We start from the raw sequence: 13,929 nt of genomic DNA on the forward strand, positions 1-13,929 counted from the left end.
CGCTTATTCTTCTAATATTGATTCGTGTAAACAGGTATACACAAATAGCACCCTTCATTGATCTGATATCCGTCTAAATCGTTACACTTTTTAATCTCATATACATAATCTCTGATATCTCCACAAGGCTCTTCATAATACTTCTCGGCAATCCCCCAGACAGTATCCCCCTTCTTCACTTTAATCGTCTTATATTGAATCACCGCTTCATTATTGGCACTAACATCGGAACGAAGAAATCCCACAAGCCCAATTGCCAGCACACATACCAATATCACTGTAATACAAATTGCTGCAAAATTCTTTCTCATACTTTCTCCTCCTCAAAAATCGAACATTTGTTTCTTTTGTTATTTGTATTATATCGAACATTTGTTCTCTTGTCAATATAAATCGAAAATTTGTTCGGAACAGGTATTCGGAAACTTCTTGTCTTGTTTTTCTGTCTATGATATACTAAGAATAAATCAAGGATGGGAGGTTATGTCTTCATGGCATATGGAAAAATTAGTAAGAAACAATCAGAAATTTTAGAATATATCAAAAGCCAGATTTTAGAGAAGGGATACCCACCTGCAGTTCGGGAAATCTGCAAGGCCGTAAACCTTAAATCCACGTCCTCCGTACATTCTCATCTGGAGACACTGGAGAAGAATGGCTATATTCGTCGTGACCCTACAAAACCACGTGCAATCGAGATTATTGACGATACCTTTAATTTAACCCGCCGAGAAGTATCCAACGTACCGATCGTAGGAACGGTTGCTGCCGGACAGCCACTCCTGGCGCAGGAGCATATCGAAAATTATTTTACAATCCCAACCGAGTTTATGCCTAATAGCGAGACTTTTATGTTAACTGTGCAGGGAGACAGTATGGTGAATGTGGGAATTTACAATGGTGACTATGTTCTTGTAGAATCCTGCAGCACTGCCTCTAATGGAGAGATCGTAGTAGCTTTGGTAGATGATGGTGCCACAGTCAAAAGATTTTATAAGGAAGACAGCTATTACCGCCTGCAGCCAGAGAATGATTTTATGGAACCGATCATCGTAGATGATGTCTCCATTCTGGGAAAAGTAATCGGTGTATTCCGTTTTCTCAATAAGCATTAAAAAAAAGATGGATTCCAATTGCCCTATCTCTTCCTTTGATATAGCATTATGAAATCCATCTTTTCTCTCTATTCTCTATTTCAAAATTACTTATTCAAAATCAATTTCTTTTCCGTCCTTCCAGATTCTTTCAAGATCATAGAACAGACGGTTTTCTTTATCAAAGATATGAATGATCACATCATTAAAATCCATGAGAATCCAGGAACCCTGTCGGTATCCTTCCAGCTGTTTCATCTCATATCCTGCCTTATACAGCTTTTCCTGTACATTGTCTACCAGTGCACGCACCTGACTGTCACTGTTCCCATGGGCAATGATAAAATAATCGGCCATTACGGTCACACCAGTAATATCAATTACCTTAATATCCTCTGCCTTCTTTTCATCTAAGGCATCATAGGCGATTTTCGCCATTTTTCTTGATTCTTCCATTATTGCACCTCGTGTTTCGTGTAATAGTGATAAGTTTCTAATGTCATTGGATCGCAGCTAGCCGTTTTTCCATTAAGATATTCTAAAGTCTGCTTCAGAATAAAGATCAGGCATTGGTCCAGATCCTCGAATGCCAGTCTGCGTATCTTATCAAGCTCTGGAGCCTTGTCCCGATTAGGTTCCATGTAATCAGCTACAAATATAATCTTTTCCAACAACGTCATATCTGGCTTTCCAGTTGTATGCCATCGAATCGCAGATAAAATTTCTTCATCCTCAATACCATAGGTCTCTTTCGCTACCTCTGCACCCAATTTGGCATGCAGAAGTTCTGGATTCTCCTGTTCAACCTGGGTGAATGGGATTTTGCGTTCCTTGCACATTGCAACCTTTTCCTTATTAGGAATCCATTTGGCGCAGTCGTGCAGCAATCCTGCCAGATCTGCCTTCGCCATATCACATCCATAGCGCATAGCAAGACAGTCAGCCGTGTACTCTACCCCCAAAGTATGCTCATAACGTCCTGGTTTTAATACTTTTTTTAAATGCTCTTTGATTTTATCTTTTTTCATACAACTTATGCTCCTTAATATAATGCAGAACCGCGTCAGGAAGCAGATATCTGCAACTTCTGCCGAGCTCGATCTGTTTTCTTAAGTAGCTTGAAGAAATCTCCAAATTAGGACTATTCAGACGGAGTACCTGGGCATCATATTTATCATTCAGATATTCAATCTGTGCATCGATAGCACTATATGAATCTGCACGGGAAGCAGCTACAATCTTGGCCAGAGCTAAAATCTTGGCCGGATCCTTCCAGCTTTCAATATGATACAGGGAATCCGCTCCCAATATAAAATAAAAATCCACATCCGGATATGCCTTTGTCAGTTCATCCAGAGTATCTACTGTATAAGTGTTTCCAGACCGCTTTAGTTCCACATCCGAAAAACAAAAATGAGGATTGTCTTCAATAGCCAATTGGATCATTGCCACCCTGTTTTCCTCTTTAATATTACTGGAAATATTTTTATAATAAGGATTCTTGGCAGGCATGATCAGCACCTGATCTAGCCCAAACTGTTCATATGCAGTTTCTCCTAACATCAAATGTCCATAGTGTATGGGATTAAAGGTTCCTCCCATAATTCCAATCTTCCTTCGTTTCATAGGGCTGTTCCTCTATTTTTTCGGTTGCTTCTGACCTGGAAGAAAAATCTTCTTATGATCTCTGGATTCTTTATATAATACAATCTTTCTACCGATAACCTGCACAACCTGTGAGCGGGTACGCTCTGCCAGAAGCTCAGCAATATCTCTAGGGTCATTTAAGCAGTTTTTCAGCACATGGATTTTGATCAGCTCACGAGCATCCACCGCTTCCCGGATTGCTTCAATATTTTCTGGTGTTACGGACGATTTTCCAATCTGAAAAATCGGATCAATATTCATAGCAAGCCCTTTTAAATACGCTCTTTCTTTGCTTGTCATTCTCATTCCTCCATCTATTTATAATAATCAAATTCCAATTCATACAGACGGACCGTATCTCCCTCCTGGATACCCAGACGTTCCAATTCATCCAGAATACCATTCTCTTTTAAGAATTTCTGGAAGAAATTAAATCCCTTTTCTGACTCCAGATTGGTGTATCCGAGCATTCTCTGAATTCTTGGTCCTTCTACATCATATAGCCCATCTTCTTCATTATAATAAACCAAAATTGGTTCCTCTGCCTCTTCTTTGTTTTCCAGGAAAAATTCCTGTTCAAATTCCGTCGGTTTCTCCGGAAGTTCTTTTAACAGATCGTTTACATACCAAAGAAGCTCCTTCACACCCTCGCCTGTTACAGCAGAAATCGGAAATACTTTCATTCCATCCTTTTCAAATTCATCCTTTAACAGTTCAACGGCCGTTTCCCTGTCCTCTTCCGTCATGGCATCGATCTTATTCGCAGCAATCACCTGTGGTCGCTTTGCAATCTCCGGATTATAAGAGATCAGCTCATTCATAATTGCATGGATATCCGCAATCGGATCCCTTCCTTCTACCGATGCAGCATCGACAATGTGAATGTTTACCTTTGTTCGTTCGATATGGCGAAGAAATTCAAATCCCAATCCAACACCTTCGGATGCTCCTTCAATAATTCCAGGAATATCCGCAATGACAAATCCATTTCCATCTGCCAGATCCACAACACCCAGATTTGGATTCAATGTGGTAAAGTGATAGTTTGCAATTTTCGGTTTTGCATTGGTGACTCTGGATAAAAATGTTGATTTTCCAACATTCGGGAATCCTACCAATCCCACATCGGCAATGACCTTTAATTCAAGGGAAACATACAATTCTTTTGCTTTCTGACCCGGCTGGGCATACTTTGGTGCCTGCATCGTGGATGTTGCATAGTGCTGGTTTCCTTTACCACCACGTCCTCCTTCCAGCAATACAACAGGCTCTGTCTTGTTGGACATATCTAAAATTACTTTCCCGGTTTCCGTATCCTTAATAATGGTTCCTGGTGGTACCTTAACAACCATGTTGGCTCCGTTGGCACCATGACATCTTCTCTTTCTTCCCGGTTCCCCATTGCCTGCACAGTATTTGCGTTTTTGTCTGAAATCAGCCAACGTGTTCATTCCTTCATCTACCACAAAGATCAAATCTCCGCCTTTTCCACCATCACCGCCATCCGGACCGCCATCTGGTACATATAGCTCTCGACGGAAGCTGGCACATCCATCGCCACCACGTCCGGAACGGATATAAATATCTGCTCTATCTGCAAATTTCATCGTCTCACCTCTTTTTTTACAAATCTCACGTATATGAAAAGCGGCTCCAAATAAAACTTTGAAGCCGCTCATTGTTTAAATTATGCTACTGGATGTACAGAACACTGTTTTTTGTCTCTACCTTTTCTTTCGAAACGTACAACACCATCAACTAATGCAAATAATGTATCGTCTTTACCACGTCCAACATTTACTCCTGGATGAATTTTTGTTCCACGTTGTCTATAAAGAATGTTACCAGCCTTTACAAATTGTCCGTCAGCTCTTTTCGCACCTAATCTTTTAGATTCAGAGTCTCTACCGTTCTTTGTAGAACCCATTCCTTTTTTATGAGCGAAAAATTGAAGGTTCATTTTCATCATGTCGTTACACCTCCTTGAATGATACTTTAATATATCGACCATGCTCTTCCTCAATGCTTTCCAATCCCAAACGTAAGGACTGAAGCAATAATTGAGCTTCTTTACTTCGCTTTCCTTTCATCTTCATACGGATGATGCCTTTTGCTTCATCGCACTGGATTTCCAGATCATCTTTTGTAAATCTCTCAATCGAATTAAGGGCATTCGTTACCAGGGCTGATATCCCTGCACACACAATATCCTCTCCGGACTGTGCGTAACCAGCATGACCCACTGTCTGAAAACCAAGAATTTCTCCTTGATCATTCTGATAGAACCGAACTTTTGTCATTCCTTCGATCCTCTAATTATGCATTAATTTTTTCGATTTTTACTTCTGTATATGCTTGTCTATGACCATTTTTCTTATGGTAGCCTGTTTTTCTCTTGTATTTGTAAACGATAACTTTTTTAGCTTTTCCATCGCCTACAACACTTGCTTCAACAGTTGCTCCTGCTACAGTAGGATTTCCTACTTTCACATCATCACCACCAACAAATAATACCTGGTCAAAAGTAAAAGTAGAACCAGCTTCTGCACCAAGCTTTTCAACTCTGATCACATCGCCTTCACTTACTTTATACTGTTTACCACCTGTTGCGATAATAGCGTACATCATGGCACCTCCTAATAATAATCTCGCCAGCTTCGGTGCTGTATCTTACAGACTTTTACCTCACTGTGCGGCATACTTCGTTATCATACCATCAACCTTATTATTTGTCAACTATTTTAAAAAACATTTTAGAAATTTATCTCGTATTGACCGTCTTCGACTGTCACGATGCTGGAACTGTAGAAAGTCTCTGCCATTTTCTGAAGGTAATAGGTGTCTTTTACTCCTCCCGTTTCATACGGTGAGTGCATCGCCAGCTGAGCAACCCCAATGTCTGCTGTATTGATGGCAACCTGCATATTGGAAATGTTCCCCAATGTAGATCCACCTAAGATATCAGATCGATTCAGATAATCCTGATATGGCACTTTCGCCTGTGCACAGATCATACGAATCATCGCAGCAGAAATAGCATCCGTGGTGTATTTCTGATTGGCACTATGCTTAATCAGAATTCCTCCATTCATTCTCGGGCGATTCGTAGGATCGGTCTTATCCGGCTGATTTGGATGAACGGCATGCCCATTATCCGCCGAAATCATAAATCCGGAAGCTAATGCTTTCAGATAATCCTCTTTTGTCCTGCCCAGGACAAAATTCACCCTCTGCAATGTATCCTTCAGAAACGTAGACGCAGCTCCCTGCTTTGTCCCACTTCCTACTTCTTCGTTATCGAAGACTGCACAGACGGTAACTGTTTCTGAATTACCACCTTTTAAAAATCCTTTCAGAGAAGAAAATACACATTGAAGATCATCCAATCTAGGGCTTGAGATAAATTCTCCCTTGGCACCCCAAATCGTCCCTTTCATCCGATTATACAAAGACAATTCACAGCCGATGATCTCCTCTTCTTCCACCCCTGCTGCCTGAGCAATGATCGCAAGAAAGCTTTCTTTGGCATCTCCGTCTCCCAGCAGCGGAAGCATATCTTTCTGTGGATTGTATTTATAGCCATCATTGGCTTCCCGATTCATATGGATGGCCAGATTAGGAATCATGACCAAATCCCGGTCAACCGAAACCAGCTTTGTCTTGATTTGATTTTCCTCTTTTATGACAATTCTTCCTGCCACAGACAGAGGTCGATCAAACCATGGTGCCATAAGCATGCCGCCATATTTTTCCACATTTAATTTGGTATACAGCTTTTCCACATCCATTTCTCCATGCTCTTTGATGCGAAATGTTGGTGCATCGCTGTGACTTGCCATAATATGAAAGCCCTTAAAATCTTTCTTTGGTATCTTAAAAGCAATCAGGGAAGAACCATTTCTTGTCACATAATAGCTTCCGCCCTCTTTCAAATTCCAGTTCTCGCTTTCCTTTAATTCCTCAAATCCCTGCTGTCCAAGCATATTTTTCATATTGTCAATGACATGAAAGGTACTCGGACTTTGCTCAATAAACGCAAATAACTCTTTTGCCGCTTCCTGATACATATGTTATCCCTCCTATTATATGGATTCTTTCCATTGTTCATACAGAGGCTTGCGCACTTTTTTTCTCGTAATTTCCACCAAATGCAGCTTCGTCATATCCACTACCATGGCCTTGATTCGATCTTTTCGTAAGACCTGCTCCATTTCTTTCATAAGAATAGCCTCAGATTCTGGCTCCTTCATATCAATAAAATCTACAATAATAATGCCAGATAAATTTCTCAGCCTAAGTTGGCGTCCAATTTCTATGGCCGCTTCCCGATTAATCCGAAGAAAATGCTCCTCTACTCGTTTTCCTTTGATCGCCTTCCCTGTATTTACATCAACGACAACCATAGCCTCTGTAGGCTGGATCACCAGATATCCTCCTGACTTAAGCCATACCTTTTCCTGAAGAGCCTGCTTTAACTCATGAGAAATACGATAAATCTGGTCCAAACGGACCGTATCCTTCTCAAACAGCTGCAGTATCTTCCGCTCCTCTTCTTCCTCTTCCAGGTAATGGGCAATCTGATCATAAATGTCCTTTTGGTCTGTGATGATTTCATTGAGACAGGTCTGCTTCTGATCCCGAATCAATGACAAGTAGCCCTTTGGAGCTTCTTCCACCATCTGACATGATTTTAGATAGCCCGCACGGTCACACACTCGGTCATAACGTCTGATCAATCGATCTGCTTCCTGCAGAATCTCCTCATCCAAAGCACTTCCTGCATTGGTCCGAAAGATAATTCCAAAATCATCCCGTAAAAAATTCTGTGCCAATTGCTTTAACTGGCAGATTCTCTGTCTATCATGTATTTTATTGGAAATCCCAACACCACGCTTTTGCGAAGTCAACACTACATATTTCCCGGTAAAATTCAAATTGCTGGTCACGGTTGGCTGCTTTGTTTTCACGTTCTCCCGGCTCACCTGAACCAAAATCTCATCGCCAGCTGCCAGCGCTCTTTCTCTGACCGGCGTCAGAAAATGATGATGGGGATTTTCCGCCAAAGAGTAATAGCAGATTATCCCATCAGCCACTTCTACAAAGGCCGCATTGATATTCTTTACAATGTTCTTTACCTTTGCCGTGTAAATGTTTCCCAAAATACTTTCCTTCTTTTCATTTTCACAGGCAAATTCTACAATCTTTCCCTGCTCTACCATGGCAGTTACGATTCTTCCTTCCATACGGGTGATGATGATCTTATCGCTCATAGAATCTCTTCTCCTGCACTTCCCAGAGGGAGAAGTTCTCCATCTTTTTCCAGATACGTATCCAGCCGATGAACCATAAATGCAAATGGTTCATGCTCCAGTCCCAAATAACGACAGAAGGCTTCCATGACCAGATTTGGTTTTAAGTTATTTACACTTCCCGTCGCCAGCTTCATGTAAATATGACCATCCTGCACCTTCATATCATAGATCATCGGGCGAATATCCACTTCTCTTTCACTTTTTTTCGTCTTCTTTACGATGGAGATTGCGTCCTGCGCAAAGAAATCCTCTGTCTTTTCCAGAAACTCTTCCTCTTCATAATAACCGTCCCGGAAGGTAATCCGATAATCAGCTCCAGCCACCGAAGACATAGCATTCTTGCATTTATCTGGCAACTGTTTAAATTCCAGCAATACGATTCCTTCATTCATCTGTTCATTGATTTTTTCCAACATCTCCCTGGATGAGCTTACAGAATGAAATTCTGCATCCAGATATTCTCCATCACTGGTAACTCCCAACCCCAGGGGAGCGGCAAAGGAGATGATCTGATGAGGGCTATAGCCTTTGGAATATGCAATATCCACTTCTGCCCGACGAAAAACCTTCTGAAAGTATCGCATAATGTCCAGGTGTCCTACAAATTTTAATGGACCATTTTTGGAAAACTTCATTCTAATCTTCATAGCATACACCTCCTTTGTACATCGCTGCTCCACAGCCAGAACACTGCATTCTGCAGTTCGGTGTGACCTTTTCTTCTATGGCATTTTTCCATTCCCGTTTCATAAAGTCCTTCGTTACTCCAATATCTATAAAGTCCCAAGGGAAGACTTCATCCAGATCTCTAGGGCGAGTCGTATAAAAATCAATGTCCACCCCGGTCTTTTCAAAGGCTTCCAGCCATTTCCCATAATCAAAATATTCTGTCCAGGAATCAAACAGACATCCACTCTTATAAGCTTCATAGACAGACTGTGCCACCTTTCTATCTCCTCTGGCAAGTACCCCCTCCAGAATCGTCGTTTTGGCGTCATGCCATTTAAAGCTTAAACTCTTTCTATTCACTTGTTCCTTAAATGTATCATTTACCAAATGGGCCCGATCCATGTATTCTTTTGGTGAAAGCATGGTCGCCCACTGGAATGGTGTAAATGGCTTTGGAACAAAGAAGGATGCGCTAGCCGTAATCTGCACCCGTCCATTTCTTTCATGCTTTGGAATAGAGTAGTATTCTTCTGCAATTTTTTGTGCCAGATAGGCAATCCCCTTTTGATCCTCTTCATTTTCTGTTGGAAGTCCTAACATAAAATATAGCTTTACTCGATTCCATCCGCCTTTAAACGCCTCTAACGCACCATTTAGAATGACTTCTTCTGTTAACCCCTTATTGATAACATCTCGAAGTCTCTGAGAACCAGCTTCCGGAGCAAATGTCAGACTGCTTTTCTTAACATCCTGTACCTTGCTCATAACATCCAGTGAAAAGGCATCAATCCGAAGGGATGGCAAGGAAATGTTCACTCCTTGCTTTCCAAATTCTTCAATTAGAAAATAAGTCAGTTCCTTTAGCTGTAAATAATCGCTTGAGCTTAAAGAACTTAAGGAAATCTCACCGTGCCCGGTATTCTTTAGCATCTTGTATGCATAATCCTTTAACGCCTCTAAGGATCTTCCTCTCGTTGGACGATAGATCATCCCTGCCTGACAAAACCGGCATCCGCGAATACACCCTCTTTGAATCTCAAGCACCACTCTGTCCTGTGTCACCTTAATATAAGGGACCACCGGCTTTTCCGGATATGTGGCTTCTGTCATATCAGAAACCACCTGCTTTTTCACCTTTTGTGGCACACCCTCCTGTGTTGGAACCATCTCTTTGACAGTTCCATCTTCGTGATATGTGACCTGGTAAAGAGACGGTACGTAAATTCCCTCAATGCCAGCCGCTTTCCGTAAAAACTCTTTTCGACTACAGCCACTTTCTTTCGCTTCTTTATACAGATCGATCAAGTCAAAATACACCGTTTCGCCTTCTCCGATGTAAAAAAGATCAAAAAACTCTGCAATTGGCTCTGGATTATAAGTACATGGACCTCCGCCAATCACAATTGGATCTTTCTCCGTGCGATCCTTTGCCCAGATCGGAATCTGGCTCAATTCCAGTACCTGAAGAATGTTGGTATAGCACATCTCATACTGGATCGTAATTCCCAAAAAGTCAAAGTCCTTTACAGGGTCCTGTGATTCCAGCGCAAATAACGGAATATTCTGCTCTCTCATAATTTTATCTAAATCTGTCCAAGGAGAATATACTCGTTCACAATAGACATCCTCTCTTCGGTTGAACATATCATATAAAATCTGAATTCCCAGGTGAGACATCCCGATTTCATACACATCCGGGAAGCACATACAAAAACGTACATCCACTTCATTGAGATCTTTCTTCACACTATTTACTTCATTTCCAATATATCTTGCCGGCTTTTCAATGGTCAGCAAGATTTCATCTGATAACGCTAATTTCTGCATAAAATAAATCCTTTTCTAAATCATCCGTCTGTTTGATGGATATGCCACATTGAAAAGAATAGATTGCTTTCAATGTGGCTCTAAATAGTTACATCAACTTTACTATTATACGCATTTAGGGGAAGAACATCAAGAAAATATTATTTTATCCTTCTTCTTCTGTTTCTAACAATCTGATATAATGATTGGCCTCTCTCAAAACATGATCTGCCAGCAGTTCTTTATATTCTTTTGCATATTGATCTGCTGTCTCGATCAACTGTTCCTGAGTTGGATCCAAAAGTCCTCGAATGAATAACGCATGTTCCATCATAATACGATTCCAAAAATCCTCCATATTTCCTAATTTTTTTCTGGAAACGGATTTATGATATATGATTTCCATCAAGATGGCCCGATACATTTTCGCTTCTCTTAAGATATGTTCTATGAGTAATGGATAATTAGCTGTAAATAACCTGCACTCGTCCACCTGCCGAAGAATCTGTTCTTTAAAATGAATAAAATCAGAAAGCAGCTTCACTGCTCTTTCATAATCCTTGCAAAAAATAAATGTGTTTCCAAAGATAGATCTGCATAATGCTTCATACTATTTCATACCTTTATATAACCATATTCTTTATAATATATGTCAGATTACCGTATATGGTGATCTTGCCATAGCCCATATTCGGTATGATCACATGGATGCTATAGTGCGAAAAACTCTTTCAACCAGGCTTCCTTTACCATATGATGGCCAAGTCTGGTCAAGTGTACTCCATCCAGCGTTAATTCTTCATACGTATGTTTAATACTTGCTTTGGCAAACATACCATCTAAACAGATCAGTCCTGTTTGATATTTTCTTGCCAGTTCCCTGACCACCTGAATCTCCTCATCTAGCTGAGGACGCCATAGCAGTCTTTCCGCCGGATAGGGAAATACAAATGGCTCCATCAAAATCATCCTGGCTCCGGTCTTCTCGATAGTCTCACGAATCAAAAACTCCAGATTATGCTCAAATTGTTCCGTGGTCGTCTTCATTCCTCCATCCATGCCTGTCCAGATCTCATTGGCACCGATCAAAATGGTCACCACGTCTGGATGAAGGCGGATACAGTCTCTGTCCCATCGCTTGATCAGCTCCTCAGCCCGGTTTCCATTCACTCCCTTATTGGTAACCTGATATCCTTTTGGAAGCAGTTCTTTGGCTATCATACCCACATAACCATAACCATATCCATGGTATTCCGGATAAAATAAGCGATCTGCATCCGTAATACTATCCCCTTGAAATAATAAATGCATGATGATTCCTCCTAAAAAAATCTACATAATAAAATTGGCAGAAAGATTGCCGGAACATAATTCATAACCTTTATTTTTCCAATCTCCAGCATGTTGATGGACAATCCGATCAACAACACTCCCCCTACACAGGACATCTGTGTAATGACAACATCTGATAGATATGGTGCTACCAACGAAGACAAAAGAACAATTCCTCCCTGATAAATAAACAATAAAACACTTGAAAATAATACACCAATTCCAAAGGAAGAAGCAAAGATGATGGCTGCGATCCCATCCATCAGTGATTTGGTAAAAATCATATCATGATTTCCCGTAAGACCGCTCTGCAGAGAACCCACGATGGACATGGCACCTACGCAAAATAGCAATGTTGCCGAAATCATCCCTTCTGCAATGGAAACTTCGTTGCCATCCTTTTTAAATTTATCTTCTATCCATTGACAAAAAGCAGATAATCTGGCATCCAAATCGATTCCTTCTCCAATAAGTGCTCCAATGGCAATGGAAAGAATGATAACCATGGTCTTTCCTCCATCCACACATCCGGTTATTCCAAGATACATGGTACAGAGTCCCAAGCCTTTCATAATTGTAGAGCGCATCCGTTCCGGGATTCCCTTTTTCAACATCAGGCCGATGGTTCCTCCTAAAATAACAGCTGCCGCATTTACAATAGTTCCTAACATATCCTTTTCCCTCTTTTCTTCATATCCCTTTCTGCCAGCTTTTAGTTTAGCGATTTAAAGCGTTGTTATGCCAGATTATTTTATCATAAAGTATAAGAAAAAGCAAAAAGAGCTGTTGCCTGTAAAAGAAAACCAAAAGAAATTTTCTTCCACTGACAACAACTCTATCTCCATGTTATTATTCTTCTATACTAGGAATCGGAACTACTACATCTAAATCCTCTTCGTAATCCACACCATCTATACGGAATCCAAACATCTGATAAAAATCATCCCAATATCCATCAATATCTGCCAATTCTTCCAGATTATCTTCATTGACTGTTTCCCAGCTTTCCTTGATACGATCCTGCACTTCCTCGGATAATTCATAGTCATCCACACGAATCAGTCCCTGGGCATCTACAATTGTTGGGTCTTCCAACAATCTTTCATGAAACATGCGATAGATTTGTTCGATGCATCCTTCGTGATTTCCCATTTCCTTCATTACTTTGTACATAATAGAAATATACAAAGGAACAATTGGAATCGCTGCACTGGACTGTGTCACCAAAGCCTTGTTCACAGAAACAAACCCTTTAATGTCCTTTGCCTTCATCTCTTCTGTAATCACATCGGCAGTCTTATATAAATGCTGCTTTGCCTGTCCAATAGTTCCACCATAATAAATTGGATACGTAAGTTCTGGTCCAATATAGGAATACGCAATCGTTACAGCATGGTCTTCAATGGCATCTGCTTCTACTAAAGCATGAATCCAGTCATTCCAGTCTTCTCCACCCATAACCTTAACCGTTGCTTCTACTTCCTCTTCTGTAGCAGTCTCTACCGTCTTCTCACTCAGCTTATTAGTACGAAGATCTAAACTCTTATTGGTAAAGGTCTCTCCCGTTGTCTTCAGAACAGAGGAATAAGTCGTTCCGTCTTCCATCGTTCTTCTAGGTGCAGCAAGACTGTAGATTACCATATCCACCTTGCCAAGGTCCTCTTTGATCACCTGGATGGCCTTTTCCTTCATTTCCTTTGAAAAAGCATCCCCATTTAAGGATTTTGCATAATATCCATTCTGAGAAGCAAAGGTTTCAAATGCAGCTGTATTATACCATCCTGCTGTGGCTGTCTTTCTTCCATTGGATGGACGCTCAAACATAATTCCAAGAGTATCTGCACCACATCCAAATGCCGCTGTAATTCTAGAAGCCAGTCCATATCCAGTAGATGCACCGATTACCAGCACCTTCTTTGGACCATCCTTCATCATACCCTTCCCGGTTACATATTCAATCTGTTTTCTTACGTTCTCTTTACATCCTTCTGGATGTGCAGTCAAACACATATATTCTCGAACTCGTGGCTTTACTACCATAATACCCTCCTAATCATTCATTCAAAATG

General features: G+C 40.8%; 18 protein-coding genes. 1 reads left to right on the forward strand and 17 read right to left on the reverse strand.

Annotation, left to right across the window (positions count from 1 at the left end):
• Positions 1-11: 11 nt before the first annotated feature.
• Positions 12-311: a LysM peptidoglycan-binding domain-containing protein gene (locus BHF69_RS05100; RefSeq protein WP_075669996.1), complete on the reverse strand. Its 300-nt coding sequence runs from the start codon at positions 309-311 to the stop codon at positions 12-14.
• 180 nt (positions 312-491) lie between these two features.
• Here BHF69_RS05100 and lexA point away from each other — a divergent pair, with 180 nt between their 5' ends.
• Complete coding sequence (lexA, locus tag BHF69_RS05105) at positions 492-1,115, forward strand: transcriptional repressor LexA (protein WP_075669997.1); 624 nt, start codon at positions 492-494, stop codon at positions 1,113-1,115.
• A gap of 90 nt (positions 1,116-1,205) precedes the next feature.
• Here lexA and rsfS read toward each other — a convergent pair whose 3' ends face one another.
• The 16 genes from rsfS to fabV form a co-directional block, all read right to left on the reverse strand.
• Positions 1,206-1,550: a ribosome silencing factor gene (rsfS, locus tag BHF69_RS05110; protein WP_075669998.1), complete on the reverse strand. Its 345-nt coding sequence runs from the start codon at positions 1,548-1,550 to the stop codon at positions 1,206-1,208.
• Positions 1,550-2,122 (reverse strand): bis(5'-nucleosyl)-tetraphosphatase (symmetrical) YqeK, encoded by a 573-nt coding sequence (gene yqeK / locus BHF69_RS05115; RefSeq protein ID WP_075669999.1) that lies wholly within the window; start codon positions 2,120-2,122, stop codon positions 1,550-1,552. Before yqeK ends, rsfS begins: the two co-directional genes overlap by 1 nt.
• Positions 2,109-2,720 carry a nicotinate-nucleotide adenylyltransferase gene (gene nadD / locus BHF69_RS05120; protein ID WP_075670000.1) on the reverse strand — a complete coding sequence of 204 codons (612 nt, stop codon included), beginning with the start codon at positions 2,718-2,720 and terminating at the stop codon, positions 2,109-2,111. The genes yqeK and nadD overlap by 14 nt, the downstream gene beginning before the upstream one ends.
• Positions 2,721-2,732: 12 nt before the next feature.
• The gene (gene yhbY / locus BHF69_RS05125) at positions 2,733-3,041 is read right to left on the reverse strand and encodes a ribosome assembly RNA-binding protein YhbY (protein WP_075670001.1); all 309 of its coding nucleotides are present in this window, start codon (positions 3,039-3,041) and stop codon (positions 2,733-2,735) included.
• 14 nt (positions 3,042-3,055) lie between these two features.
• Positions 3,056-4,348: a GTPase ObgE gene (gene obgE / locus BHF69_RS05130; RefSeq protein WP_075670002.1), complete on the reverse strand. Its 1,293-nt coding sequence runs from the start codon at positions 4,346-4,348 to the stop codon at positions 3,056-3,058.
• Between the two features lie 80 nt (positions 4,349-4,428).
• Positions 4,429-4,710, reverse strand: a complete 282-nt coding sequence (gene rpmA, locus BHF69_RS05135; protein WP_075670003.1) for a 50S ribosomal protein L27 — start codon at positions 4,708-4,710, stop codon at positions 4,429-4,431.
• A 4-nt stretch (positions 4,711-4,714) separates the two neighbouring features.
• Positions 4,715-5,041, reverse strand: a complete 327-nt coding sequence (locus BHF69_RS05140) for a ribosomal-processing cysteine protease Prp (RefSeq protein ID WP_075670004.1) — start codon at positions 5,039-5,041, stop codon at positions 4,715-4,717.
• 16 nt (positions 5,042-5,057) lie between these two features.
• Positions 5,058-5,366 carry a 50S ribosomal protein L21 gene (gene rplU / locus BHF69_RS05145; protein WP_075670005.1) on the reverse strand — a complete coding sequence of 103 codons (309 nt, stop codon included), beginning with the start codon at positions 5,364-5,366 and terminating at the stop codon, positions 5,058-5,060.
• Between the two features lie 128 nt (positions 5,367-5,494).
• On the reverse strand, positions 5,495-6,808 hold the full coding sequence (locus tag BHF69_RS05150; RefSeq protein ID WP_075670006.1) for a M18 family aminopeptidase: 1,314 nt from the start codon (positions 6,806-6,808) through the stop codon (positions 5,495-5,497).
• 15 nt (positions 6,809-6,823) lie between these two features.
• Entirely contained in the window at positions 6,824-8,011 is a 1,188-nt protein-coding gene (locus BHF69_RS05155; protein ID WP_075670007.1) for a ribonuclease E/G, read from the reverse strand.
• Positions 8,008-8,700: a TIGR03936 family radical SAM-associated protein gene (locus tag BHF69_RS05160; protein ID WP_075670008.1), complete on the reverse strand. Its 693-nt coding sequence runs from the start codon at positions 8,698-8,700 to the stop codon at positions 8,008-8,010. The genes BHF69_RS05155 and BHF69_RS05160 overlap by 4 nt, the downstream gene beginning before the upstream one ends.
• Positions 8,690-10,549: a TIGR03960 family B12-binding radical SAM protein gene (locus BHF69_RS05165; RefSeq protein WP_075670009.1), complete on the reverse strand. Its 1,860-nt coding sequence runs from the start codon at positions 10,547-10,549 to the stop codon at positions 8,690-8,692. The genes BHF69_RS05160 and BHF69_RS05165 overlap by 11 nt, the downstream gene beginning before the upstream one ends.
• A gap of 145 nt (positions 10,550-10,694) precedes the next feature.
• Positions 10,695-11,072: a DUF2935 domain-containing protein gene (locus BHF69_RS05170; RefSeq protein ID WP_075670010.1), complete on the reverse strand. Its 378-nt coding sequence runs from the start codon at positions 11,070-11,072 to the stop codon at positions 10,695-10,697.
• Between the two features lie 167 nt (positions 11,073-11,239).
• Complete coding sequence (locus tag BHF69_RS05175; protein ID WP_075670011.1) at positions 11,240-11,839, reverse strand: SGNH/GDSL hydrolase family protein; 600 nt, start codon at positions 11,837-11,839, stop codon at positions 11,240-11,242.
• Positions 11,840-11,850: 11 nt separating this feature from the next.
• Complete coding sequence (locus tag BHF69_RS05180; RefSeq protein ID WP_075670012.1) at positions 11,851-12,531, reverse strand: DUF554 domain-containing protein; 681 nt, start codon at positions 12,529-12,531, stop codon at positions 11,851-11,853.
• 178 nt (positions 12,532-12,709) lie between these two features.
• A complete protein-coding gene (fabV, locus tag BHF69_RS05185) occupies positions 12,710-13,900 on the reverse strand; it encodes an enoyl-ACP reductase FabV (RefSeq protein ID WP_075670013.1) in 1,191 nt (396 codons plus the stop codon).
• Positions 13,901-13,929: the final 29 nt, after the last annotated feature.

Origin of the sequence: Anaerostipes sp. 992a, from assembly GCF_001940245.1 — a bacterium.
In the GTDB taxonomy this organism is placed as follows: Bacteria; Bacillota; Clostridia; order Lachnospirales; family Lachnospiraceae; genus Fimousia.

Excerpts from the sequence above, each read along its gene's own strand:
- BHF69_RS05100 (WP_075669996.1), bottom strand. The coding sequence starts at position 311 with ATGAGAAAGAATTTTGCAGCAATTTGTATTACAGTGATATTGGTATGT.
- lexA (WP_075669997.1), top strand. The coding sequence starts at position 492 with ATGGCATATGGAAAAATTAGTAAGAAACAATCAGAAATTTTAGAATAT.
- rsfS (WP_075669998.1), bottom strand. The coding sequence starts at position 1,550 with ATGGAAGAATCAAGAAAAATGGCGAAAATCGCCTATGATGCCTTAGAT.
- yqeK (WP_075669999.1), bottom strand. The coding sequence starts at position 2,122 with ATGAAAAAAGATAAAATCAAAGAGCATTTAAAAAAAGTATTAAAACCA.
- nadD (WP_075670000.1), bottom strand. The coding sequence starts at position 2,720 with ATGAAACGAAGGAAGATTGGAATTATGGGAGGAACCTTTAATCCCATA.
- yhbY (WP_075670001.1), bottom strand. The coding sequence starts at position 3,041 with ATGACAAGCAAAGAAAGAGCGTATTTAAAAGGGCTTGCTATGAATATT.
- obgE (WP_075670002.1), bottom strand. The coding sequence starts at position 4,348 with ATGAAATTTGCAGATAGAGCAGATATTTATATCCGTTCCGGACGTGGT.
- rpmA (WP_075670003.1), bottom strand. The coding sequence starts at position 4,710 with ATGATGAAAATGAACCTTCAATTTTTCGCTCATAAAAAAGGAATGGGT.
- BHF69_RS05140 (WP_075670004.1), bottom strand. The coding sequence starts at position 5,041 with ATGACAAAAGTTCGGTTCTATCAGAATGATCAAGGAGAAATTCTTGGT.
- rplU (WP_075670005.1), bottom strand. The coding sequence starts at position 5,366 with ATGTACGCTATTATCGCAACAGGTGGTAAACAGTATAAAGTAAGTGAA.
- BHF69_RS05150 (WP_075670006.1), bottom strand. The coding sequence starts at position 6,808 with ATGTATCAGGAAGCGGCAAAAGAGTTATTTGCGTTTATTGAGCAAAGT.
- BHF69_RS05155 (WP_075670007.1), bottom strand. The coding sequence starts at position 8,011 with ATGAGCGATAAGATCATCATCACCCGTATGGAAGGAAGAATCGTAACT.
- BHF69_RS05160 (WP_075670008.1), bottom strand. The coding sequence starts at position 8,700 with ATGAAGATTAGAATGAAGTTTTCCAAAAATGGTCCATTAAAATTTGTA.
- BHF69_RS05165 (WP_075670009.1), bottom strand. The coding sequence starts at position 10,549 with ATGCAGAAATTAGCGTTATCAGATGAAATCTTGCTGACCATTGAAAAG.
- BHF69_RS05175 (WP_075670011.1), bottom strand. The coding sequence starts at position 11,839 with ATGCATTTATTATTTCAAGGGGATAGTATTACGGATGCAGATCGCTTA.
- BHF69_RS05180 (WP_075670012.1), bottom strand. The coding sequence starts at position 12,531 with ATGTTAGGAACTATTGTAAATGCGGCAGCTGTTATTTTAGGAGGAACC.
- fabV (WP_075670013.1), bottom strand. The coding sequence starts at position 13,900 with ATGGTAGTAAAGCCACGAGTTCGAGAATATATGTGTTTGACTGCACAT.